This window comes from Paraburkholderia sp. Ac-20342, assembly GCF_017104985.1.
In the GTDB taxonomy this organism is placed as follows: Bacteria; Pseudomonadota; Gammaproteobacteria; order Burkholderiales; family Burkholderiaceae; genus Paraburkholderia.
In genome coordinates this window covers 118,318-140,692 of sequence record NZ_JAAGPQ010000009.1, presented here as the reverse complement: position 1 = coordinate 140,692, position 22,375 = coordinate 118,318, and the positions used below count along the sequence as shown (strand labels likewise).

At 56.6% G+C, this 22,375-nt stretch carries 17 protein-coding genes and 3 pseudogenes; 5 read left to right on the top strand and 15 right to left on the bottom strand.

Features of this window, described 5'->3' with window-relative positions; translation table 11 throughout:
* Positions 1–75: 75 nt before the first annotated feature.
* From G3N58_RS05550 to G3N58_RS05530, 5 genes are all read right to left on the bottom strand, one after another.
* Positions 76–822, bottom strand: coding sequence for a DJ-1/PfpI family protein (locus G3N58_RS05550; RefSeq protein WP_205998704.1), 747 nt, complete (start codon positions 820–822; stop codon positions 76–78).
* Positions 823–1,466: 644 nt separating this feature from the next.
* Positions 1,467–2,585 (bottom strand): mandelate racemase/muconate lactonizing enzyme family protein, encoded by a 1,119-nt coding sequence (locus G3N58_RS05545; protein WP_205998703.1) that lies wholly within the window; start codon positions 2,583–2,585, stop codon positions 1,467–1,469.
* Positions 2,586–2,607: 22 nt separating this feature from the next.
* Complete coding sequence (locus tag G3N58_RS05540; protein ID WP_205998702.1) at positions 2,608–3,660, bottom strand: extracellular solute-binding protein; 1,053 nt, start codon at positions 3,658–3,660, stop codon at positions 2,608–2,610.
* Between the two features lie 85 nt (positions 3,661–3,745).
* A complete protein-coding gene (locus G3N58_RS05535) occupies positions 3,746–5,266 on the bottom strand; it encodes an ABC transporter permease subunit (protein WP_205998701.1) in 1,521 nt (506 codons plus the stop codon).
* A gap of 304 nt (positions 5,267–5,570) precedes the next feature.
* On the bottom strand, positions 5,571–6,659 hold the full coding sequence (locus G3N58_RS05530; protein ID WP_205998700.1) for an ABC transporter ATP-binding protein: 1,089 nt from the start codon (positions 6,657–6,659) through the stop codon (positions 5,571–5,573).
* Positions 6,660–6,786: 127 nt separating this feature from the next.
* Between G3N58_RS05530 and G3N58_RS05525 the strand changes: the two genes are divergently transcribed.
* The 4 genes and pseudogenes from G3N58_RS05525 to G3N58_RS05510 all read left to right on the top strand — a co-directional run.
* Complete coding sequence (locus G3N58_RS05525) at positions 6,787–7,755, top strand: LysR family transcriptional regulator (protein ID WP_205998699.1); 969 nt, start codon at positions 6,787–6,789, stop codon at positions 7,753–7,755.
* Between the two features lie 93 nt (positions 7,756–7,848).
* A pseudogene (locus G3N58_RS05520) lies at positions 7,849–8,157 on the top strand (IS3 family transposase); the annotation flags it as partial.
* 36 nt (positions 8,158–8,193) lie between these two features.
* Positions 8,194–8,627: pseudogene (locus G3N58_RS05515) on the top strand (transposase); the annotation flags it as partial.
* A gap of 1,165 nt (positions 8,628–9,792) precedes the next feature.
* Positions 9,793–10,181, top strand: a pseudogene (locus tag G3N58_RS05510) (protein mobD); the annotation flags it as partial.
* A 321-nt stretch (positions 10,182–10,502) separates the two neighbouring features.
* On the opposite strand, the gene G3N58_RS05505 reads toward G3N58_RS05510, so the two are convergent.
* The 6 genes from G3N58_RS05505 to G3N58_RS05480 all read right to left on the bottom strand — a co-directional run bounded on the left by G3N58_RS05505 (position 10,503) and on the right by G3N58_RS05480 (position 16,951).
* Positions 10,503–11,639, bottom strand: a complete 1,137-nt coding sequence (locus G3N58_RS05505) for a porin (protein WP_205998698.1) — start codon at positions 11,637–11,639, stop codon at positions 10,503–10,505.
* Between the two features lie 133 nt (positions 11,640–11,772).
* On the bottom strand, positions 11,773–13,095 hold the full coding sequence (locus tag G3N58_RS05500; protein WP_346778241.1) for an MFS transporter: 1,323 nt from the start codon (positions 13,093–13,095) through the stop codon (positions 11,773–11,775).
* 68 nt (positions 13,096–13,163) lie between these two features.
* Positions 13,164–14,159 (bottom strand): 2Fe-2S iron-sulfur cluster-binding protein, encoded by a 996-nt coding sequence (locus G3N58_RS05495; RefSeq protein ID WP_205998696.1) that lies wholly within the window; start codon positions 14,157–14,159, stop codon positions 13,164–13,166.
* Positions 14,160–14,184: 25 nt separating this feature from the next.
* The gene (locus tag G3N58_RS05490) at positions 14,185–15,204 is read right to left on the bottom strand and encodes a 4-hydroxythreonine-4-phosphate dehydrogenase PdxA (protein ID WP_205998695.1); all 1,020 of its coding nucleotides are present in this window, start codon (positions 15,202–15,204) and stop codon (positions 14,185–14,187) included.
* Positions 15,201–15,671: an aromatic-ring-hydroxylating dioxygenase subunit beta gene (locus tag G3N58_RS05485; RefSeq protein ID WP_205998694.1), complete on the bottom strand. Its 471-nt coding sequence runs from the start codon at positions 15,669–15,671 to the stop codon at positions 15,201–15,203. Before G3N58_RS05485 ends, G3N58_RS05490 begins: the two co-directional genes overlap by 4 nt.
* Before the next feature lie 5 nt (positions 15,672–15,676).
* Positions 15,677–16,951 carry an aromatic ring-hydroxylating dioxygenase subunit alpha gene (locus G3N58_RS05480; RefSeq protein WP_241016998.1) on the bottom strand — a complete coding sequence of 425 codons (1,275 nt, stop codon included), beginning with the start codon at positions 16,949–16,951 and terminating at the stop codon, positions 15,677–15,679.
* Positions 16,952–16,968: 17 nt separating this feature from the next.
* Between G3N58_RS05480 and G3N58_RS05475 the strand changes: the two genes are divergently transcribed.
* On the top strand, positions 16,969–17,934 hold the full coding sequence (locus G3N58_RS05475; protein WP_241016997.1) for an IclR family transcriptional regulator C-terminal domain-containing protein: 966 nt from the start codon (positions 16,969–16,971) through the stop codon (positions 17,932–17,934).
* Positions 17,935–17,987: 53 nt separating this feature from the next.
* Here the strand turns inward: G3N58_RS05475 and G3N58_RS05470 are convergent, their stop codons facing one another.
* The 4 genes from G3N58_RS05470 to G3N58_RS05455 form a co-directional block, all read right to left on the bottom strand.
* Positions 17,988–18,458, bottom strand: a complete 471-nt coding sequence (locus G3N58_RS05470) for a zinc ribbon domain-containing protein (protein ID WP_205998692.1) — start codon at positions 18,456–18,458, stop codon at positions 17,988–17,990.
* Positions 18,455–19,303: an acetyl-CoA acetyltransferase gene (locus tag G3N58_RS05465; protein ID WP_241016996.1), complete on the bottom strand. Its 849-nt coding sequence runs from the start codon at positions 19,301–19,303 to the stop codon at positions 18,455–18,457. Before G3N58_RS05465 ends, G3N58_RS05470 begins: the two co-directional genes overlap by 4 nt.
* A gap of 457 nt (positions 19,304–19,760) precedes the next feature.
* Positions 19,761–20,855, bottom strand: a complete 1,095-nt coding sequence (locus G3N58_RS05460) for a CaiB/BaiF CoA-transferase family protein (protein ID WP_205998690.1) — start codon at positions 20,853–20,855, stop codon at positions 19,761–19,763.
* 14 nt (positions 20,856–20,869) lie between these two features.
* Positions 20,870–22,099: an MFS transporter gene (locus G3N58_RS05455; protein ID WP_241016995.1), complete on the bottom strand. Its 1,230-nt coding sequence runs from the start codon at positions 22,097–22,099 to the stop codon at positions 20,870–20,872.
* Positions 22,100–22,375 lie beyond the last annotated feature (276 nt).

Here is a 22,375-nt window from a genome sequence, read left to right as displayed (position 1 = left end):
CCCATCCGCACCTCGTCAAAAAATGCAGGAATTACGCGTTAATATGCCTGCTTCCTGCAATTCCCTCAACCCCATTCAGAGCGCAAAGCCTTGCACCATAAGGCTTCGAGGATTGTTCAGGCTCGACGAAATAGGTTGGTCCAAATTGCCTTCCATGAGTTCTACAGCACGCTGGAAGACTTCACGAGAGCAACCATGCCCGGAAAATTTCGGAATAGTTTTTATCGATTTTCCATCTCGTATCGAATCAAGCATGAGATAGTCTACAATTTTTTCTCTTAGGTCTTTTGTGATTGTTGTTCGAATTAAACATAGCATCATGTCCAAAGATGCGGCCCCCCCGACACAAGTAACTCGATCTCTATCAATAACAAAAATATTTCGTTCGAATTTTGCGTGATGAAAGCGCTCCTGCTGTGCGACCAGATACTCCCAGTGGATCGTACACGCGTATCCGTCGAGAAGCCCCGCCTTGGCAAGAACAAATGACCCTGTGCACAGTCCTCCGAGGATTGTTCCAAATGCCGAAAATTCTCTTAAGAGTGAAAGGTAGAAGGATAGATTCAATTTATGGACGCCATTCCCGGCACAGACAAATAATATTTCAGGATGCCGAGCATCTTGAATAGTGGTCGTCTCGATCGAGAGACCGTTACTAGACTCGATATACCCACCGTACGCGGAACAGATCGACCATTCGAACAGGTCTTCGCCGTGAAGTTGATTGGCCAATCGCAAAACCTCTACACAATTGACGAACGCAATCATCGTAAAACCCGGCAGCAGGAGAAACGTGAATCTTTTCAGCGATCTCTGTGGCATTGCGACTCATACTCTAAGTTTTTTTGCAGGGTTTTTTAGACTGCCACCACTCCATCGCTTGTTCCTGTATTTACGAATTTATAGAAAGCTAAGGCAGTGGAAAAAGCAAACGCGTTGCCACATTTGAAGAAGATAAACTGCACGTTTTACGAAAACACTGATCCTGTCTTCGCTACATCAGGCTGTAATATGTCGACATACAGCTGTAATTTTCAGGGTAAGTGCTACTCTTGCGATGCGCTTCGAGGACGGCGTCTGCTTCAATGCCGGCTCGAATGGCAATCACTATCGTACCCAGAGCACCTTCAAGACAAAGGGTCGCCATTTTCATAATCACTGGTCCGCGCAGACCGTCCGAAAATGGAGACCAGTCGGCCGCCCTACGCGGCCGGAGGTCCCATGTTTCCTTTGCGCTGTCAACGCAGCAACGCGCGAGGCGATCGCGTGCTTTGTGGTTAGCGACGAAAATGCTCGACGGTCAGCCGCAAGTCTGACGCTTCTCCCGCTCTCTGCGCACGTTAGATCCTGGTGGACGCGTGCCGCTACGCTCATCTGCATACCTAATAAATCGTGTCAACACAAGGTTGCAGATGGCCGGCGCCCCTTCTCCGATTGATCCGCTGTTGGAGAAATGCTCGAGCATCTCAACTCCAAGCCTCAGTTGCAAAGAGTTCTACAGCGTCTTCCCGAAGACTAAGGCCTACGCCTGGTTCCTCGGTTAATTTGATGAAACCGTTTTCTGGTCGAGGGAGATTTGAGTAGAGCTTTGCCCAGAACGGATCCCGTTTCTCGTCAGGATAGCATTCGACGTATGTGGTGTTGGGAACAGATGCTATAAGATGCATCCCGATATGGGGTTCGCCCACTTGCGCCATATCAACGTTTGAGAAACTTGCGGCTGCCGCAATTTTTACCCATCCTGTCACGCCGCCGCCCCGATTGTACGTCACATTCAAAACATCGACCGATTCAGAGACAAGCAGACGATGAGCCTCAAATACCGACAATTCTGACTGACCCGCGGCAGTTTTAACATAAGACTTCTGCCGGAGACGGTGTAGCTCCAAAGGTATATCTTCCGAACATATAGGCTCCTCAAGCCAAGCTGGCTTGAGCGGTTTGATCATGCTTGCAAAGCGTTCAGCGTCGTCTGGATTCCAAGCCATATTGGAGTCCACAACAATGACAAAGTCATTGCCCCCTGCAGCTCTTACGATCCGGACACGTTCCGCGTCCTCTTCCAGGCTCAACGCCCCAACCTTAAACTTAATCCCGGCGAGACCATATTCCTTGTAAAACGCAATTTCCTCTCGAATCCCCTTTTCATCTTTGCTGGTCTGATAGTACCCGCCGATACCAATCATCTGCACGGAGTTTCGATATCCACCTAATAGCCTCCAGAGCGGTTGCTTCAAAAATTTTCCACGCAAATCCCAAAGAGCCGTATCGATAAGTGCAATTCCCTGCATTAGCGACGCGCGATCCGCGTATTCTTTAGTGGTAGCAAGCATGTTATGCCAGTGTCTTTCGATATCCAGCGGATTTTGTCCCATGATCAAGTCACGAAGTTTTCCGCGGATAACATCCTTTAGATGCTCGGAATAGCCGGTTTCATTTCCTACGCATACTTCGCCGACGACTCCTTCATCAGTAGTTATGCGGCAGAGCAGAGTACTTCGTCGATCGAGTTTATATGTGCCGCCGCTGAACGATAAAGGAAGTTCTGCACTTAATTCTCGGATTTTTAGATCAGTGATTTTCATTTAGCGATATCCTTCTGTTAAGTTAGCCTTGTAAAAGCCATCCATTGAATCGACGGTCGGCTTCTTCTTCGTGTTGCCCCCAAAATACATCGTTCACGCGTGTCGTCTTGGCCAGATTTGCCGGATAACTGGGAAGTGTAATTGCGACATCTTTTGGCACCAGAGGAATAGCGTGGGGATTTGAAGGACCGTTTCGCAGTTTTGCTGTGTAGGCCGCTTGCCTATCCGGCCGAGCGCAGAATTTTATAAACTCACGGCCTATCGCAGCTTTTGGATTACCCTTTGGTATTGCCCACCCGATGAGACTGTAAAATCCGCCTTCCCAGCTAATCTCGACGGGGGCGCCTTCGTCTTTTGCCGCTTGCGCCCTAACATTGAATGTCGGACATAAATCCACATCGCCGTTTCTAAGAATTTGCGTGACTTGCGCAGAAACGTCCCACCATACGGCTACGTTCTTCCGGATCTGATCAAGCTTCGCAAATGCTCGATCCCAACCCGCCGGTGTAGACAAAACGCGATAGATCTCCGCGCCTCCGGGTACCCCATCAGCGCGAAGGGCGACTTCAATAGTATCCCGAGCGAACTTTCGCATTCCGCGGGGTCCGGGGAATGTATTCAGATTCCATAGATCCGCAAACGTACGTGGCAACGTTGCAAATCGATCCTTCCGATAAGCCAATACGAATGTCCCGATTCCGTCAGGAAAGTAGAAGTCAGATCTCCAATCCGCCGGAACAGAATCCATATCCTTGCCTCCGTTATCGATTTTCTCGAGCGCCCCTTGCCTACTTAATAAGTCAGCAACATCCGACGTCAGGCCACCGCAGATGTCCCAGTAGAAACTCTTAGTGTCGACTTGCGCCTTAAGTTCCGCTGAAGGATTCGATCGACGAGCGACGGGAATAATTTTCACTCCTGTCTCTTTCGTAAATGGAACGTAATAAGCTTCCGTATATGCGGCGGCGTAGACGCCGCCTGGGTCCGCAACGACCAGCGTCTCCGCAGCAAACGACTTTCCCGAAAATATCGCTGGCACAGATGCAGCCGATGCTCCTGCCAGAATTGTCTTCAACGCTGTTCTTCTTGAATAATTGTGTGCTCGATGTACCATCTGAATTATCCTCGTTGAAATAGTCACCGGATTGCAATTTTGATATTTACGACTTGAATCTAATCCTTCTAATTGATTCCACACCGAATATCACCACTAGTACGAACAAGAATATGACTGTAGAAACTGCGGCAAGCGTTGGCGTGGTATTCATTAGGGCCTCCGACCAAAGCTGTCTTGGCAAAGTCGTCGTCACCCCACCATTCACAAACAAAGCAACCGTGAGTTCGTCGAAAGACTGGACAAACGAGAAGAGAAACGCCGTCGCAATACCAGCACCCATCAACGGAAATGTCACGTAACGAAACGTCGCAAACTTAGATGCACCCATCGTGTATGCCGCATAATCTAATCGAGTGTCGTAGGTTCTAAGTACTGCCATCATTGTAATCACGACATAAGGCAAGGCAAATACCGTGTGACCCAATATCAATCCGGTCGACGTCCCGAGAAGCCCCACTTTTGAGAATGCGTAAAACAGAGCAAGGGCGACAATGATTCTTGGAATAATCATGGGCATAAGCATTAAAACGATTATCGCCGATTTTCCGTATATATTTTGCCGACTCAAGACAAATGCCGCTGGTACTCCAAGGAATAAAGCGAAGAACGAGGTCAAAAATGCAACTAGAAGAGAGCGCAGGGTAGCACCTATCCAGATAGGCGACGTGAAATATTCCGAGTACCATTGCAAGGAAAAGCCGTGCGGTGGCCATTGGAAACCGGTGTCCGATGTGAACGACAAAGGAATAAGAAACAACGAAGGGCCAGCCAAGAATGCGACAACTAGCAGGGATAAGCCGTAGAGTACAAACCGTCCGTTCATCGAAGGCACCCGAGTGACTTTGATCCAACGGTGAAAAATGGCGACCGTATAGGCGCTTAACCATCCAGCGACCGCAACTAACTTTCGGCCTAAAGAATTTAGCCGGTGCCTGATGCGGCTTACCTCGTCTATGTTTCGGCTATTTGTATCGCCCGTAAGCACTGCCATCCCAAGCATGCGGTCAAAAATTAAAAAAACGACACAGGTGGCGACCAGCAGAAGCACCGCAACAGCCCCCGCAAAACCGAAGTCGAGCATTTGATCGATTTGTTGAACAATAATTTGAGCGATCATCACGTCCTTCGGACCACCTAACATAGTTGGTGTTATGAAGTAGCCGATTGCCGTGACGAAAATGAGTAATGCAGCTGCAGCGACGCCTGGCAGAGACATTGGGAAATAGATTCGCCAAAAAACGTGGGGGCCCGACGCGCCTAGTGTAGCGGCCGCCCGACCATAGACACTCTCTATGTTCTGCATCACTGATAACATCGTCAGGATCCCCAACGGCATCAGAGCATGGCTCATACCCACTAGAACACTAAGTGAGTTGTAAATGAGCTGCCAAGAATGCGAGTCGAAACCAAATACTCGCATCGTCTCGTCAATAACACCGTGTCGGCCGAGAATCAGAATCCAAGCAAATGTCCGGACGAGCACGCTGGACCAAAATGCACTAAGAACGCCGAAAAGAAAGATGGTCTTCGAACGCCCTGAACTAGTGGCCAGATAATATGCCAATGGATAGCCAACGACGATGCATATGAGAGTCGTCCACCCTGCGATTCTAAATGTACTCGATAAAACGTGTAGGTAAAGTGGAGTGTGAAACAAGCGAAAGTACTGCGAGAGATCAGGAATACCACGTGAGTCGAATATGCTTGATGCGAGAACCTGAAGGACGGGAACAATGAAGACAATTGACAAGGTTAGCAGCGCAGGGGCGAGGCCCCAGCAGCGCGACACATCGTGTAGCAATCCTCTTCTTTGTACAGAATTGTTAAGCTTCCTGGCAGAGATGTTAGCACTCACAGGTCACCTCGATTTAATGCGGCAAAACGATTGTATGCTCAGCAGACCAGCCGATTCTGACATTTCTGCCAACTCTCCGATCACTTCTCATAGGGGCTAATGTGAACTCTGCTGTAACGAGCTCGGTCCCGTTTTCCAAAGCAACATAGTGCCGAGTTATAGATCCATTCATTATTGTCCGAGTGACCATCGCACTGAAAACGTTATTCGCGGTTTCCCCATCCTCCAAAATTCGAATATGCTCTGGGCGGATCATGAAAGCAACTAGATGACTATTGAACTCGACGGGCCTTTCCGCTGCTCCTATAACTCGGGCTTTTCCAAACGCTCGCAGTTCAATCCGCTCCCCTGCGATGCTTAGAACATCGGCTGGAAAAATATTACTAGCCCCTAAAAAATCCGCTGCAAATCGGGAAACCGGTCGAAAGTGCAAATCATCAGGCATACCCAGTTGCTCGATTGCACCATCCCTCATAAGGCAGATTCTGTCCGACATCGACATTGCCTCTTCCTGATCGTGCGTAACGTAGACAATCGTCGTTCCGAGCTCCACGTGAAGACGCTTTATCTCCAACTGCATGTCGTCCCTGAGTTTTTTATCTAATGCGCCTAGTGGTTCGTCCATGAGAATAATAGTTGGCTCATATACGGCACAGCGTGCAAGAGCAATGCGTTGCTGCTGTCCTCCGGACAATTCCTTGGGAAAACGATTTGGCACTTGTGGCAATCGCACTACTTCGAGCACCTCTCCAACTTTGCGAGAAATTTCTTTTTCGGAAATTTTTCTCATTCTAAGTGGAAACGCGATATTTTCGTAAATAGTCAGATGGGGAAATAATGCATAGTTTTGAAAAACCATGCCAATTCCGCGTTCGTGCACTGAAGTATGCGTGGCTACTTTCTCATCGATCCAGATCTCGCCGCTGTCGACGATACTTAAACCAGAGAGGATCGACAAAAGAGTCGTTTTCCCGGAGCCGGACGGTCCTAGTAATGTGAGAAATTCACCCTCATAAACAATGAGAGATGTTTCCTTCAGAGCGTATGCTGCACCATAGCGTTTTGAAACTCCCTCAACTCTCAACTTGATGGGTTTGCTCATGTCTCCGTTCCCTTTTCAAATCGCTTCGTTTTTTGGTAGATTGTGAACCATGTTCGGATCGCCGAAAAAACTTGTCAAATTTATTTTGCTCATTCCTCCTGATAAGAGCTATTAATAGGTGCGATAGATGGAACTTCGACAAATTAAAGCGTTCGCGACTGTAGCGACGCTTGGTAGCTTTCGGGTTGCAGCGAACCAGCTACATATAACTCAACCCGCTGTCTCTCTACGAGTCGCTTCGCTCGAGGAAGAGATTGGCGCGAAACTCTTCAATAGAGATGGCGCAGGTGTAACGCTGACGCCCCGCGGCGTTGAATTTCTTGAGCTCGCGCAACGTCTTCTAGAGACTGCATCGCAGATGACGAGGCGCGGAACCGTCTCTGCTTCACTTCCGAGGATTCGGATCGGCGTAACTCCGATGATCGTCAGTGCGTGGTTGACGGAGATTCTCAGAATGATCCAAGATCAGCTTGCTGATCGAACGTTCGAGCTGGTGGTGGACACATCTCGCCGCCTTCGACCTTGTCTTGTCGAAGGAAAGCTGGATGCGGTGATTATGACTGGGCCAAGCTATACCTCCGGGGTACGCAACATACCTTTAATCAGTTACGGCAGCGAATGGATTGTGAGTCGCCGATTGAATGTTCCGGATTTTATGTCGTTAGCTGAAATAGCAAAATTTCCGCTGATTTCCTATGCGACCGACTCAGGCACTTATGGAGATATTGAGTATGCGTTCCGTGAGCAGGAAGTTTGGCCGGTTCACCTCAACTGCGCGAACTCCGGTGAGGCCATTCTGCGCTTCGTCGAAGCAGGGATGGGTATTGGTGTAATAAACGCTGGATGTCTCATTGGTGGAGTTTACTCCGAACTGCTGAAAATAATAAAGACTGACGTTGAGCTCCCGAGGTACGAATATTTTGCCTCATACCACCTTGAATCCGGAAGTGATGTCGGCATGATTATTTCCGATATTGCGCGTGAGGTTTGTCGTAATCTGCAGAGAGATAATAGTGGCGCCGCTCGCGCGGAAACGAAGGAAGCTAACGGTTATGCTTTCTCCCAAGCAATGTTTATGCGAAATGTCATAAAGTAGCACGACTTTCGGCATTCGGGAGGCTGGCATGGGTTGCTGGAGCGCGTTAGGCACCTTTGTTGCGACTCGGCATCGCGATGGTGTGACAAAGGTAGGGGCAGTCAATACGCCAGCCGCGACTTCCAGCGCAAGCTGGACTCGTACGGCATGCAATGCTCCATGAGCCGCAAAGGCAGTTGCTGGGATAACGCACCGATGGAGAGCTTCTTCAACAGCCTGAAGAACGAGCGGGTGCATGGCACGAGGTATCGCACGCATCGCGAAGCCGTCGCGGACTTGTTCGAATACATCGAAGTGTTTTACAACCGCAGTCGTCGTCATTCATCGCTTGGCTTCATGTCGCCAACCCAGTTCATGCAAGACTGGTTTGCGGCTCAGCGGACAAGGGATGCGGCGGCATAACCCGGGGCCTCTGGAAGGCGAAAAACCGGGGGAACCTCACTCAGTCTGTTCGCGGCATTCAACACGGCCACTGGCGAGGTGTTGGGCAAAACGACGGCATGCCACACCAGCGAACAGTTCGTGGCCTTCTTTACCGACGTCGTTGCCAGCCAGCCCAAACGCTGCGAAATCCATATCATCTGCGACAACGTCAGCAGCCATAAGACGCAGCGGGTCGCCGAGTTCCTCGATGCGTATCGAAATGTGCGCCTGCACTTCACATCGACCTACTCGTCGTGGCTCAAGTAGGTGGAAAACTGGTTCTCGCACATCCAGCGCGATGTAATCGCGCGCAACATCTTCAGTTCAGTGATGGATCTGGATCGCAAACTTATGCATTACATTCGCGAGCACAACAAGAACCCGAAGCCAATCAAAAGGGGAAATATGATGAACCTTTGTATCGGATTCGAGCGGTGCCAATTCAATGACGCAACGGACTAGTGGACAATGGCGCCCAAAACCGGCGGTGGCCTATCCTGCCATGCCTTGTTTTTATATCGTTTCTGATGTTCTTGCGTAAACGCTTTCGGTGAGGTCAGTCGGATAGGTCTGCGCCGTAGGGTCCAGGTGTTCGCGAGCGACGCCACATAGTCTGTGAGATAAACGGATCGAGTCTGCACGCGGTACGGAACGATTCTGTTCGATAGCTCGGTCGCGGTGGATGGTTGATTGTCGGGAATCTGCGAGGCTGGCCGATTCCGTTCGTCAATTTCATATCCTGAATCCGTGAGACGCCTGCTGTTCCATCAGTCCTTCATGTTCGCGGAATCAGGGCCGTCGTTCTGGCGATGTGTGGGCGACCAGTTGCGAGTCTGCTGGATGCGAAAGATATTCCGTGAGGGCATCACGCACATCCGGTTGGCCCGGATGTGCGATTTCTGATACGACCCGTGTCGGTGTGGCCGCAGTGACTGTTTGCTTCGGTTCGTTGCCTCTCTGCGGAGCATCCATTCCTGATCGTTGCTCGTGCACGATAGCCCCGAAATATTTCTTCTATTCCGGTTCGATCTGCCGGATTCTGTACTGTTCCGATGAAGCGGCTTCACTCAGGAAAGAGGTATTGACGGGTCGTTTCCACGTGAGCAGGATGACATGGTGGGAGTGATCTGGAGTGAGTCATGCCGGTTGCGAAGAGCTATACGCGGGCACAGTGGGATGAACTGATCCATTCTCTCGAATCACTTCCGGTCAAGCCGGAGGCCGAGCAGCGCGTTGCTATTACCGATGCAATGAAAGAGATGCGGGCGTTGATCGGTGCGGTTAGAAAGAAAGGTTATACGCTGGAAGACATCGTTGAACATGCAAGGGGAAAGGGCGTCGAGTTTAGCGTGGGTTCTGTCAGGTACGCGTTATATCCCCCCAAAAAGAACCGACCGCCCCGGCAGGCAGCCAGCGACGTCACGCACAGCAATGCCGGGCCACCACGTCGTTCGGCAAAAATCAGTCAGGACGACGTGCCACGCGCAGACAACACCCGCGCGAATCCGAAGCAGGATGGGGAAAAGGACGGCCACAGGCCGGGAACCATGGTGATGCGGGATGCGATTCTCATTCGAGATCGAGCCCGACACCGAGAACCTTTAGAGGATTCAGATGGACACGATGACTTACCCCATCTATCTGGTCGGAGGCAGCAAGGGCGGTGTAGGAAAGAGTTTTGTCGCGCTTGCCCTGGCCGATTATCTGCAATGGCGTGAAATCCATGCCGCGCTCGTCGAAACCGATACCTCCAATCCGGATGTGATGAAAGCGGTCTAGGACAGGATGCGTTGTATTGCCTATAGCCTGGACGATGCAAGCGGCTGGATTGGCCTGCTGGTCAATTTCTGCGACGAGAACCGGGATGCGGTCATCGTGGTCAATACGGCCGCGCGCAGTTCGGCGCGACGCTGGCCGGAACGTTACGTGAGCTGCAGCGCGAGCTGGTTGTGCTGTGGGTGATCAACCCGCAGCGCGACAGTCTCGAATTGCTGCATGCCTTCAAATGTCTATTCATGGTCGAGAGCATCAGTCCAATGAAGGTTCTTTGGAGTTGCCGTTGAAGTCCTCAACGGCAACCCTCAGGTAGTTTCTGTGAATAGGTACTGCCAAGACGAGTCATTAATGTTTTGTCGCGTCGATAGCCTGCTCAGGGTCGACAGCGCGCGTTCGTTAAACTCGTCAGCGGTCAGCGCCATCTGTAAGCGCTTCGTTCTGCTTGGCACCGGCTGAGCGTCATGTACATGTACTTTCACGTGCAACTAGCCGTGCGGTTTGCAACGTGATGGCAATGGATAGCGGCAGATACCGGAGTGTCCAGGTCATCAGAACCGATGTCGCAATGCCAGTTTCACCGCAACCTGCGTCGGCGTCGACGACTGACCGAGCGTGCTGATAGCTGCGACGGCTGCATGGTCCGTCGAGTCGATCCCGGACGCATGTTGCCACACGCCGACGAGATCGAGGTCCGTACGCTTGGACAGAGCATAGTTCGGCCCGAAATCGACCTGCTGGTACTTCGCATCTCTCGCCTTCGTGTAGTCGTACGACGCGCCGACCGAGAACGCCGGCGTTATGCGGTAGCGGCCATTGATTTCGTAACTGTTGAATACAGCCGTGCCAGTGTTCGGTGTCGATGCGGTATACACAATATTCTGGAAGCGCGTGTTCGTGTACACCACGTGGAGGACGGCGTCGCCAATCCGGTAGCCGAGCGCCGCGCCAAAGATCTTCCATGCGCTCGCGGATGCATAGCCGCCGAATTGTGGTGTCTTCGACGGTGACGCGTAACCAGGCTCACCTGGTGCAAGGGCGCTGTCGAGCACCGATGTCGATGGATCGTTGACCGAGTCGTACGCAAGCGCAGCACTGAATGGACCATGGATGTATCGCAGCCCGAGCGCGTACACGCGGTTCGATGCGAAATTGCCCGCAACGCCGCCGGGTGCGAACATGCTGGTCACTTGCAGGCCGGCCATCACCGGAGAGCGGTATTTCAGGGCGTTGTTCACGCGGAACGTCGAGTTCAGGTTGTCGAAATCGCCCGGGTGCGTGCCGAGCCATGCCCACATCGAGGTTGCAGCGTACGTACCGATAATTTCAGTCATCGTATCGTACTGGCGGCCGAGCGTTAGCGTACCGTAGCGTTCGCTCGATAGCCCGACGAATGCTTGACGTCCGAACAGACGGTTGCCTTGCAGCATTTTTCCATTTGACGCGTCGAAACCGTTTTCTAATGTGAAGATCGCACTCAGTCCGCCGCCAAGGTTCTCGGTGCCGCGCAGACCCAGGCGACTGCCGCTCGTCGGGCCGGTGACAGTTTCAAGATTCGCATGACCAGATTGATTGTTCACGTATACGAGTCCTTCGTCGACAAGGCCGTACAATGTGACCGAACTCTGTGCGTGAGCGGCGCCCGTAGCGAGGGAAAGGGCAGCGAGAACGAGGGTGGTTTTTTTCATCTAGTCTCCGAAGTCGTAATGCGTCAGCCTCTCCCCGTCGTTGCGGGGATGAGGCATGGGTCTGTATTGATGGAAAGTCGAAAGAAACCGCGGCGAGAATGCGAAACCGCGTGGTACAGCAGGGTCTACCGCGTCATGGCGCTTCGGGAACGACTGGACGTTCACGATAGAAGCGCCCCATCGCGAATACGCCAATGGCGGCTGCCAGCACCGGCCATGCAGAGAAGGCAAAGATCTCGGACGGTGCCCAATGCGCGGCATACAGCATGCCGGCGACGAGCGGGCCGGCGATGCCGCCAAGCCGGCCCACGCCGAGCGCCCAGCCAACGCCGGAAGAGCGCAGGTTCTGCGGGTAGTAAACAGCGGCCAGCGCGATCACACTTTTCTGTCCGCCGCTGATGCAGAATCCGGCGCAGAACACGGTGACGAACAGCCACGCGATGCTGCCTGAGAACGCCCCAGCCACAAGCCACATGAACACGCCGCCGATGACGTACAGTACTGTCAGTGTCGTATAGGGTCCGATGCGGTCCATCGCGAGGCCGAGCGGCACAGCGGACAGCACGCCGGCGATCGTGGGCAGCGCGGTGATCCATACGACCGTTGCGGGCGGATATCGAAGGCCGGTCAGCATGGTCGGCAACCAGCTCTGCATGAAATAGAACTCAGCGAGATTCAGGAAGAACACAACCCAGAGCAGGAGTGTGCCGGCCGCCACACGGCCACGTACGAGTTCAGTCACGCTCGCACGCTGCTGCGCGTCGTCTTCGAGATGGAATGTGCTTGACGGAGGAAGCGCGACGCGCGGGAAAAGCCGCGCGAGCACGGCGCGGATCTGCTCGGTGCCGTTCGGGCGGCGTTGCAGGAGCGCAAGCGATTCGGGCAGGAGCCAGGCGAGCGGCGCAGCCAGTGCAAGTGGCGCGATCGCACCGGCCAGCATCAACGACTTCCAGCCGTACGAGGGCATCAACGCACCCGCGGCGAGTCCTGCGACGACAAAGCCGAGCGAGAACCCGCAATACACGAGCAGCACGAATGTCGAGCGTAGCCGTTTCGGCGCGAATTCGCAGGTAAGCGCGACCGCGCTTGGCGCCGCAGCACCGAGGCCGATGCCGGTCAGAAAGCGCAGGCCGATCAGCTCGACCGCGTTGGTGGCGAACACGGTGAGCATGGTGAACACCGCGAATAGCAGGGTGCTCGCCACCATCATCCGCTTGTGGCCGAAACGCGCGGACAGTGGTGCGATCGCGAGATAGCCGATCATCAGGCCGACCAAGGCCGCCGAGAAGATCGAGCCGAGAATTTCGCGCGGCAGATGCCACGCCTTTGAAAGCGCAGGCACGATATAGCTGATGGCCTGAGTGTCGAAGCCGTCGAGGAACATCAGCAGCGCGCACAACAGAACGACGAGGTACTGGCCGTAGCCGGTCTTTTCCCGTTCTATGATCTCTGCCACATCAATTATTCTGGATGCCAAAGTATGTCTCCTGGATTATTTCTGCATCGCGAGCGGATGCGGCGCGTCTATGCGGCCTGATCCGTGTGGACGAACGCGTCGCTAAAGAAGTCGTCTTCGGCGAGGCCCGCTTGGGTGAATGTCGCGTGGGCGGCGCTCGTCATCGAAGGATTGCCGCATGCATAAACCTGATAGCCGTCGAACGTGCCGAAGTCTTCGAGTACGGCTTCATGCACGAAACCATGGCGGCCGTCCCAACCGTCGTGCGGCTCGGACAGCACAGGAACGAAGCGCAGGCGGCCGCTTCTGTCCCACTTCTGCGCGAGATCGAACAGGTACAGATCTTCGAGTCGGCGCGCCCCCCAGTACAGGTACAGCGGACGGTCAAGCTTGCGCTTGATCGCGTCCTCGACGATCGACTTGACTGGTGCGAAGCCGGTGCCGGTCGCGATCAGGATCGCCGGTTTTGCAGACGTGTCCTGCAACGAGAATTCGCCGAATGGAAGTTCGACGCGCAGCTTGTGGCCTTTGTCCAGGCCGCGCAGCACGCCTTCGGAGAAACGCCCGCCTGCCACGTGGCGTACGTGCAGTTGCACGCTATCGCTTTCGTGAGGCGGATTGGCCATCGAGTAGTTGCGGCGGCTGCCGTCGTCGAGTTCGATCTGCAGGTACTGTCCGGCGCGAAACCTTGCGCGCGTACCGGTGGGCAATCGCAGGTGCAGCACGCTCACGTCGTCGGCCGGTTGCGTCACCCGGTAGACGGTCATGTCGAGCGTCTTGCGCGCGGCGGGTTCGCGCTTCTCGATCCGGCGCGGCGTAATGGTCAGGTCCGAGGTCGGGCGCAGGCAGCACAGCAGCACGCGCTCCGCGGGGCCATCGATGCCGCCCTGTACGGACGACCGCCCCGCGCCTGCAACGACGCCGCCTTCGCAAGTCGAGCACACGCCTTTTCGGCACGAATAGGGCACTGCATAGCCGGCGCGTTCAGCTGCGTTCAGCACGGTTTCGCCTTCTTCGCAGCGGAACACGATGTCGCTGCCGGCAATGGAAATCTGGTGATCCAAGATGGTGTGACCTCGATAAAGCGGTTCAGGATGCGCGTGCCGCATCGGGCGGCTGTATCGTGCCGGTGGCGACGAGACGGATTGCGCCGAGAAGGGGAACTGGGTCCGCGCGCAAGGTGCCGGCGATGTCAAAGCCACTGCCGTGTCCGACGCTCGAGAACGTCACACCAGAGCCGACGGACATCGCGGCCGAATGCCGACCCGCGCGCAGCTTCACCGGAATGTGGCCCTGGTCGTGATACATCGCGACGAACACATCGACATCCGGGTTCGCGAGGAGCAGGTCTGCGCCTTGAGGGCCGACCACGTCGATGCCGTCTTCGCGAAGCGCGCGTGCGGCGGGTTCGGTGATCTCGATGTCTTCGCGTCCGAACAGCCCGCCTTCGCCCGCATGCGGGTTGATGCCCATCAGACCGACGACCGGACGCTCGATGCCCATGCGCCGCAGTGCCTGCACCGCCGCGCGGGCCGCGCCTTCCACGTGCCGCTGATCGATCCGCGCGAGCGCGGAGGCGATGCCTTCGTGCAGCGTTACGTGTACGATGCGCAATCCTCCGCCCACGAGCAGCAAATACACGTCTTCGGCAGGCAGTCCCGTCTGCGCGGCGACGAAGCCCGGATAACCGGAGAAGGACACGCCGGATGCGTTGACCGCGGTTTCCGAGTGGGGGCAGGCGATTACTGCGTCGGCCAGGCCCTTACGCGCGGCGGCGAGCGCTGCCGACACGTACGCGAGCGTCGCAGTGCCGGCCGCCGGCGAGACCTGTCCTGGTTCGAACGCATCGCCCGCGAGCGATGCAACGTTCACGAAATCGAGTGTGCGCGAAGCGGGAGCGGGCCATGCGTCGTCCGCGACTTCGCGCAGCGCCAGTTCCGGGACACAGCGTTCGGCGTACCAGCGGATCACGTGTGCATCGCCGAATAGCACGAGGCGCGGCGCGTGCGGATCCGCCGACAGTTGCGCGGCGGCTTTGACCGCGATTTCCGGGCCAATGCCGTTGGGGTCGCCGATCGCGAGCGCGATCGTTTGTCCATGTGTGGTCATAGCGGCAGCGCGAGCAAGGTGTCGATTCGGGAGCTATCGCAGACGACGATCCGCTCGCGCAGTTTCACGTGCTCGCCGTCGAGTGCGTACACGTCGCAGTAGCGGCCGGTCGCGAAGAGGCTCGTCGAGCCGTCTCGCATGATTCGCGCGACTATGAACGACGTTTCGCTACGCGCTTCGCTATCGCTTTCGCTCAGGATGTACGGCTGGCCCAGCAGATGCCGGTATGCATGACGCTCGTAGATGTTCGCGTCCCGCAGCGAGGCGATGCGATCGATCAGCATGCCGCGCGAGGCCGCGTAGATCATGCCCGCGGTGAGCCCGCGTTTATGGTTGTCGGCAGTCGTAACTCGATAGAGGCAGGTGTCAGTGAAAAAGTCGGGCCACTGGTCGAGATCGCCGTCGTCGATGCAGCGAACGTACGCGGCCTGCGCGCGCGCGATCCGTTGATGAATGTCTTGCGCCATGCTTTTCAATATCCCATTGCGTTGCGGTAAGCCTTCCAGAAGCCGCGAATCGATGCTTCGGTCACGCGGCTCGTGCTGCTCTCGGCGGTGTCGCCGCCCATTTCGAGCACCGAGCTGTGGTCGCTCGCAGCGCCGATGCCCCGCTGGACGAAGCCGCCGACGCAACCGTCTTCCATCGATACATAGCCGGCGGGGCCGACGAGGTTCGATTGGCGCATACGCATCTCACGCAGTTCGGGCGTGTCGTCTTCGAAGCCGAGGTAGGTCCAGTTCAGTTCGGTTTCGTGCGTGCCGTTCGGCAGGATCTGGCGGATGGCGATCGCGTTCTGGATCTGCTGCAGCACGAAGCCGGGGAACACCGAGAGGATCTGCAGCGTGACGCCGTCGCCGAATTCGTCGGTACCGGCGAGTACCGAGGTGTCCTCGAGCCGGTGTTCGCTTTCGGAGCGGATGTTCTGTTCCGCGTAATCGTTCGCTTTGTGCTCGAGATCGGCGGCTGCCGCGGCGTGATCGACGGCCGAGTAGCTGACGTGATTGCCGCCCCCTTCGGAGACGATGATGCCGCCGCGCTGGGACAGTCTGTTCAACTGGAACGTGGTGAAGAAGAGATGCAGGATGCTCGCGTGATACGAGTCCTTGACGTTCTCGAAATACAGCTTCCAGTTATTCGGCAGCATTTGCGTGAAGCGGCCCAGCACGACCGGTGATCGGTCCTCTAGGACGCGCGTGATGCGCTCGACGATTTCGTCGCCGAGGTACTCGTCGAGCGGTGCCACGTCGTCGGAGAAACTACCGAACACGAGTCCATGCAGCGTCGCGATGCGCAGCTTGCGCAGATTGTGTTCGCCCAGGCAGAAGTCCGGCTTCATCCCCCCCTGGCCGTTGATACCTTCCTTGAACGCGACGCCGACGAGATCGCCTTGCAGGCTGTACGTCCATGCGTGATACACGCAGCTGAAATCCTTCGCGTTGCCCTGGTCTTCGAGGCAAACCAGCGCGCCGCGATGCGCGCAACGGTTTTCAAACGCATACAGCTCGCCGTCGTCGTCGCGAGTGACGACGACCGGGGCGTCGCCGACCCGGGTCGTCCGGAAGTCGCCGGCATTGGGCACTTCGGCTTCGAGACACAGATAGTTCCAGTGCGGGCCGCGGAAGAGCGCGTCCTGTTCGTCGGCGTAGACGTCCTGATCCTGGAAAACGGAGTAAGGCACGCGCGTCAGTCCTTCCGACGGCCACGTAATGCTGGCGCGGCGCGCCGGCTTAATGGGGATGTAGTTCAAGAGGATTCGCTCCATACATGGCGGAGGCCGCGACGAACGTCGCGGGTCTCCGGTTTTCTTCGTTTTTGCGCAGTATTTCCATTTCGGTGGAACTTGACCGCGCCAGCCGAATGTGTTCGAATACCGTACGTTGTTCGATATACGGATTAAATATGACATCGATCAAAGCGCCTGTCAACGGAGAGGCGGGCGAACCTTTTTCCTCGGAAGGCAGTGAATCGGTAGCAGGAGGCCGTGCGAAGGAGGGGATGGGGGGGCTTGCGAAGGGGCTCGCGATCATCGAGGCGTTTGGCGCATCAACGACGCGGATGACCGTATCCGACGCAGCGCGCTTTGCCGATCTGAGTCGGCCCGCCGCGCGCCGTTGCCTGTTGACGCTGGTAGACCTCGGCTATCTCGCATACGACGGCAAGTTCTTCGTCCCGCTGCCGCGTATGTTGCGGCTCGGGAGTGCCTATCTGAGCACCTCGTCATTGCCCCAGATCGCGCAGCCTCTGCTTGCCGAGGCTCGTGACGAACTACAGGAGTCCGTATCACTAGCGGTGCTTGACGATGGCTATGCCGTGTTCGTCGCACGTGCGGAAGCGGTGCGGATTGTTTCGACTGGCGTGAAGCTCGGGGCACGGTTGCCCGTGTACTGCTCGGCAGCCGGGCGCGTGCTGCTTTCTGACCTGGGTGACGACCAGATCCGTCGCCATCTCGGTGCAGTGCCGATGAAGAAGCTGACCAGGCACACGCGCGCCGACACCGCCGCACTGATCGATGTCATAGACAGTGCGAGGACGGTTGGTTATTCGCTCAGCTACGAGGAACTGGAAGTTGGCATGTGTGCGATGGCGGTGCCAGTGCGAGGACGTGGCGGAGCGATTGAGGCAGCGATCAGCGTCAGCGCGTTTTCGGGGCGCGTTAGTGTCGAGACACTGGAGCAGTCATTTTTGCCTGTGTTGCAGCGGGCGGCGCGTCGGCTCGAGCGCGCACTGTAGTGTTGTTGATCGTGTTCAGATGGTGACGAAGATGGGCTCAGTCCCTGCCGCACTCATGCCGTGCTGCGGCTGCATATGCGCCACTGCAGCAGTGTATAGGGCGGATCGGCGTCGGCATGATGCTCGAACACACCTTCGACTTCGGCTCCGATCGTCACCTTCTGCCGTGGATTGCCGAGCAGATTTCCGACCATGCGTACGTGGCCCGCGTGCGGCAACTCAACGAGAACGGCGAGGTACGGACCATGGCCGGTCAACGCATCGTGCGACGGATGCCATACGCGCTCCCAACTGTAGATACGCCCGCGCGGAGCGACTTCAGTCCACGTGGGGTCGAATGCGTGGCATCCGTGACAGATCCATTCGGGGCCGAACTGCCATGTGTCGCAATGCGTGCATCGCTGCACCAGTAGGCGGTTTTCGCGCAATGCGTGCCAATAGGGCGCGGAGAGTCCGTCCGGTTCCGACACGGGGATAGGCAGGCCGGCAGGAAGGTAGTACGACGCAGTACTTGCTTCTTTCATCGTGTTGCCTCCGATCCGAGCAAAAGATTACTCACCGGCGAAACCATCGGGCCGCCGATGACAAGCGCAACATCGTTTCGGCGCGCCTGGTTGCACGAGGTGCCGCGGATTTGTCGCACTGCTTCCAATACCAGTTCGAAGCCATGCATGTAGCACTCGGCCAGATTGCCGCCGCTCGTATTGAGCGGCAAGCGGCCATCTGGCGCGATCAGGTTGTCGAGCGTCAGGAAATCGTTCGCGTCTTCGGGAGCGAAGAAGCCGTGCTCGGCCAGCGCCATCACAACCCCGCCAGTGAAGTTCTCGTAGCTCTGCACCACGCCGACATCGCCAGGACCGACGCCGGCCATGCGGAAGAGGTCGGGCGCGACCGTGCCAAAGTTGGCGCTTCCGTAGGTGGGACCATTGTGCGGGACCGCCGCGAAGCGATGGTCCGAGCCCGTGGCTGCGCCAAGGACGAACGCCGCTTTGTTGCCGAACTCCTGGGCTCGTTCCGCCGGTACGAGAATCAATGCGGCCGCGCCATCGTTTTCCATACAGCAGTCAAACAGATGAAAGGGCTCCGCGATCCAGCGCGACGACTCGTATTTTTCGATGTCGAGCGGTTTGCCGTACATGACTGCACGCGGGTTTGATTGTGCGTGTCGATACGACGCAAGCGCGATCGCGCGCAGCGCTTCCTGACGAACCTTGTGCTCATGCATGAAACGTTGGACGCGCATCGCAAAGCGTTGCGGCGGCGCGAGCACGCCATACGGCATTAGCCAGGCTTTCTCTCCCGAAATCGTGTCGATGCCGGTGGTGCGTCCGAAACGTCCATATTGGCCTTGCGCGAGTGAGCGAAACACGACCACGCAGTCGGCGAGTCCGGCGACGATCGCTGCCGCGCCGTTTGCGACGGCCGCACAACAGCCGCCGCCGCCTCCTTCCCATTGCATCGTGCTCGAACGCAGACGCCGCGTGCCGAGTGCCGCGGCAAGGCGCGTCGCTTCACTGCGCTCATCGCTGTATGAAGCGAAACCGTCGATGTCGCGCGGGTCGATGCTCGCGTCGGCGCACGCGGCCAGAATTGCCTTTAATGCGAGCTTGAACTCGCTGTCGGGCGACTTGCCGTGCCGGTAATACGGTGTTTCGCCGATACCGACGATTGCCACTTGGCCTTTTAGCGAGCGGTTCATATGCCGATACCTCCAATGCAAATGTCTCGGCCCAATTCCTCACTGGAAATGCCGGGTCCGGATTCATGACCCAAACCATGCGAACATGGTGATTTCCGGTGAGAAGCGAGGCGTGTGGGCCCGGTGTTCATCGCCGTGATGCGCCTGTCTGCCACGCTTCGAGTACGGCTTGTGCGGTACCGAGCGTGGGCGGCACGGCTTCGCTTGCGGGAGTGCGGTTCAGGCGCGGCGCTGTGGCAGGGCGCACGAAATTGCGATCGGCGACGTAGGTGTGCCGTGCGGCGATGTGCTCGTTTTCGGCCGCTTCCTGCAAGTTGAGAACTGGGCTGACGCAGGCGTCGGATTCGCGAAACTGCTTGGCCCAGGCGTCGCGGGTTCGTGTCGCGAAGCGGTCGGCGAGCGCTGCTCGTATTACGGGCCACCCGCCTTTCTCGCTGCGCGGTGGCAAACTTGCGGGCGAGATTTCCAGTCCCGCGAGGAGCGCCTGCCAGAAAGGCTCCTCAAGCGCGCCAACCGCAACGTAACGGTTGTCGGCGGTTCGATAGGTGGTGTACCACGGTGCGCCGCCGTCGAGTATGCGTGTACCGCGCGGGCCGTTCCATTTGCCCTGCGCAAGAAGCCGGCAGAACAGCGACATCAGCATTGCGCTGCCGTCCACCATTGCCGCGTCGATCACTTGTCCGAGACCGCTGGCGCGTGCTTCCCACAGCGCACATAGCGTGCCAAACGCGAGAAACATCGCGCCGCCGCCGTAATCGCCGATAAGGTTCAGCGGCGGCACTGGCGAACTGCCCGCAACGCCGATTGCATCGAGCACGCCGGTCAGCGCAATGTAGTTGATGTCGTGGCCTGCGGTCGATGCGAGTGGACCAGTCTGGCCCCAACCCGTCATGCGGCCGTATACGAGGCGCGGATTGCGTGCGGTGCAGGTGTCTGGCCCAAGACCGAGGCTCTCCATGACCCCGGGGCGATTGCCTTCGAGCAGCACGTCAGCACGTGCGATCAAGTCAAGTGCCGTGTCGCGATCGTGCGGCTGTTTCAGGTCGAGCGGGATAACCCGACGGCCACGTTGCATGAAATTATCAGTGTCAATCGAAGTGTGCGGCCTCGCGATCTGTACTACGTCGGCACCCATGTCGGCGAGCAGCATCGCACAGAATGGCACTGGGCCGAGCGCGCTGAATTCAACTACGCGTACGTCGGACAATGGACCTCGTTGCATGTCGGCTCCCTTCCTTACGCGCGGCCGGCCATGCGGCGCCCCGCAAAGAACACGCATGCCGACGAGAACATGAAGAACACGGCGACTACAATCATGCCAGCGGCGAGATTGTGCGTTTGCTGCTGTAGGCGGCCGACCATCATCGGTACGATCCAGCCGCCGAAAATGGCTCCGAACGAGCTGATGATCGCGATTACCGCGGGCTTGGCGTTCGCAGGAAGATAAGTTTGCGGGATCGACCAGAAGATCGCGAGCGAAGAATAGACACCGATGTTGGCGAGCATGAAGCCGATCAGAGCGCCAACCAGCGTGGTGGAAAGCGCGACGGTCGTATAACCGGCCGCGGCGACCAGCATGCAGGCTACGGTATGCAGCACGCGCTCCTTGCGACGATCGGACCGTCGGGACAGCAACGTCATGCCGACGATGCCTGCAAGCGGTGGCACCATCGCGACGAAACCGATGATGCCGAGCGGTACGCCTGCGTGATGCAGAATCTGCGGCAGCCAGGCGCCGACCGTTGCGTTGCCGGAGAAGATTCCGACATATCCGAGCGTGAGCACCCACATTTCTGGTCGGCGCATCAGGGCCATCACGCCAGTCGGGACACCATGCGCGGGCGCTGCATTGTCCTTCTCCAGTTGATTCGCGAGCCAGAGCTTCTCGCCTGACGAGAGCCAGCCGGCTTGATGCGGCCGGTCGGTCAGGTAGAACGCACCGAAGACGCCTAGCGCGACCGCAGGCAGACCTTCGAGCACGAACAGCCACTTCCAGCCCGGCACACCCCACGTGCCGTCCAGTTGCATGATCGCACCGGACACGAGCGATGCGAGTACATAGGCGGCTGGGATCGAGTAAGAAAACATTGCGTTGTAGCGGGCCCTGTACTGCTGAGGGATCCAGTAGCTCAGGAACAGAAACACGCCCGGGGTGAGTCCCGCTTCAGCGATCCCGAGCAGTGCTCGCATGGTGAAAAAACTATATGGACCCCTGATAAATGCCATCGACATGGTGACAATGCCGAACATGATCGCAATACGCGTGAGTGTGACGCGGGCTCCGTATCGGGCCAGTATAAGGTTGCTGGGAACCTCGAACAACGCGTATCCGAGAAAGAGAATGCCCACACCGATACCGTACATCTGCGGCGTGAGGCCCAATTCTTTGTTCATCGAGAACGACGCAAAGCTTAGGTTGCCGCGATCCAGCACGGATACCACGTAGATTGCGATCAGATACCACATCAAACGCCGCCCAACTCTCGATACGACCTGAACGCCATCGACGTGAGCCTCTCCCGACATGACCGGCGTCGGCCCGGGGGGCGCGGCGGGGGATTGGGACGACACACTCATGCTTATCTCCTTTTGTATGTCCAAATTGGATGGACCAATTTGGTGGGTTAATATATTGATTGTGAGAAATTTGGCCCAGCCGGGAAATCCCTTACCGGCTGAAAAGAGATGAAGATGTCGGTCATTGAATTCGAAAAATTCGCATAAAAATGTGCGTTTAAAGCT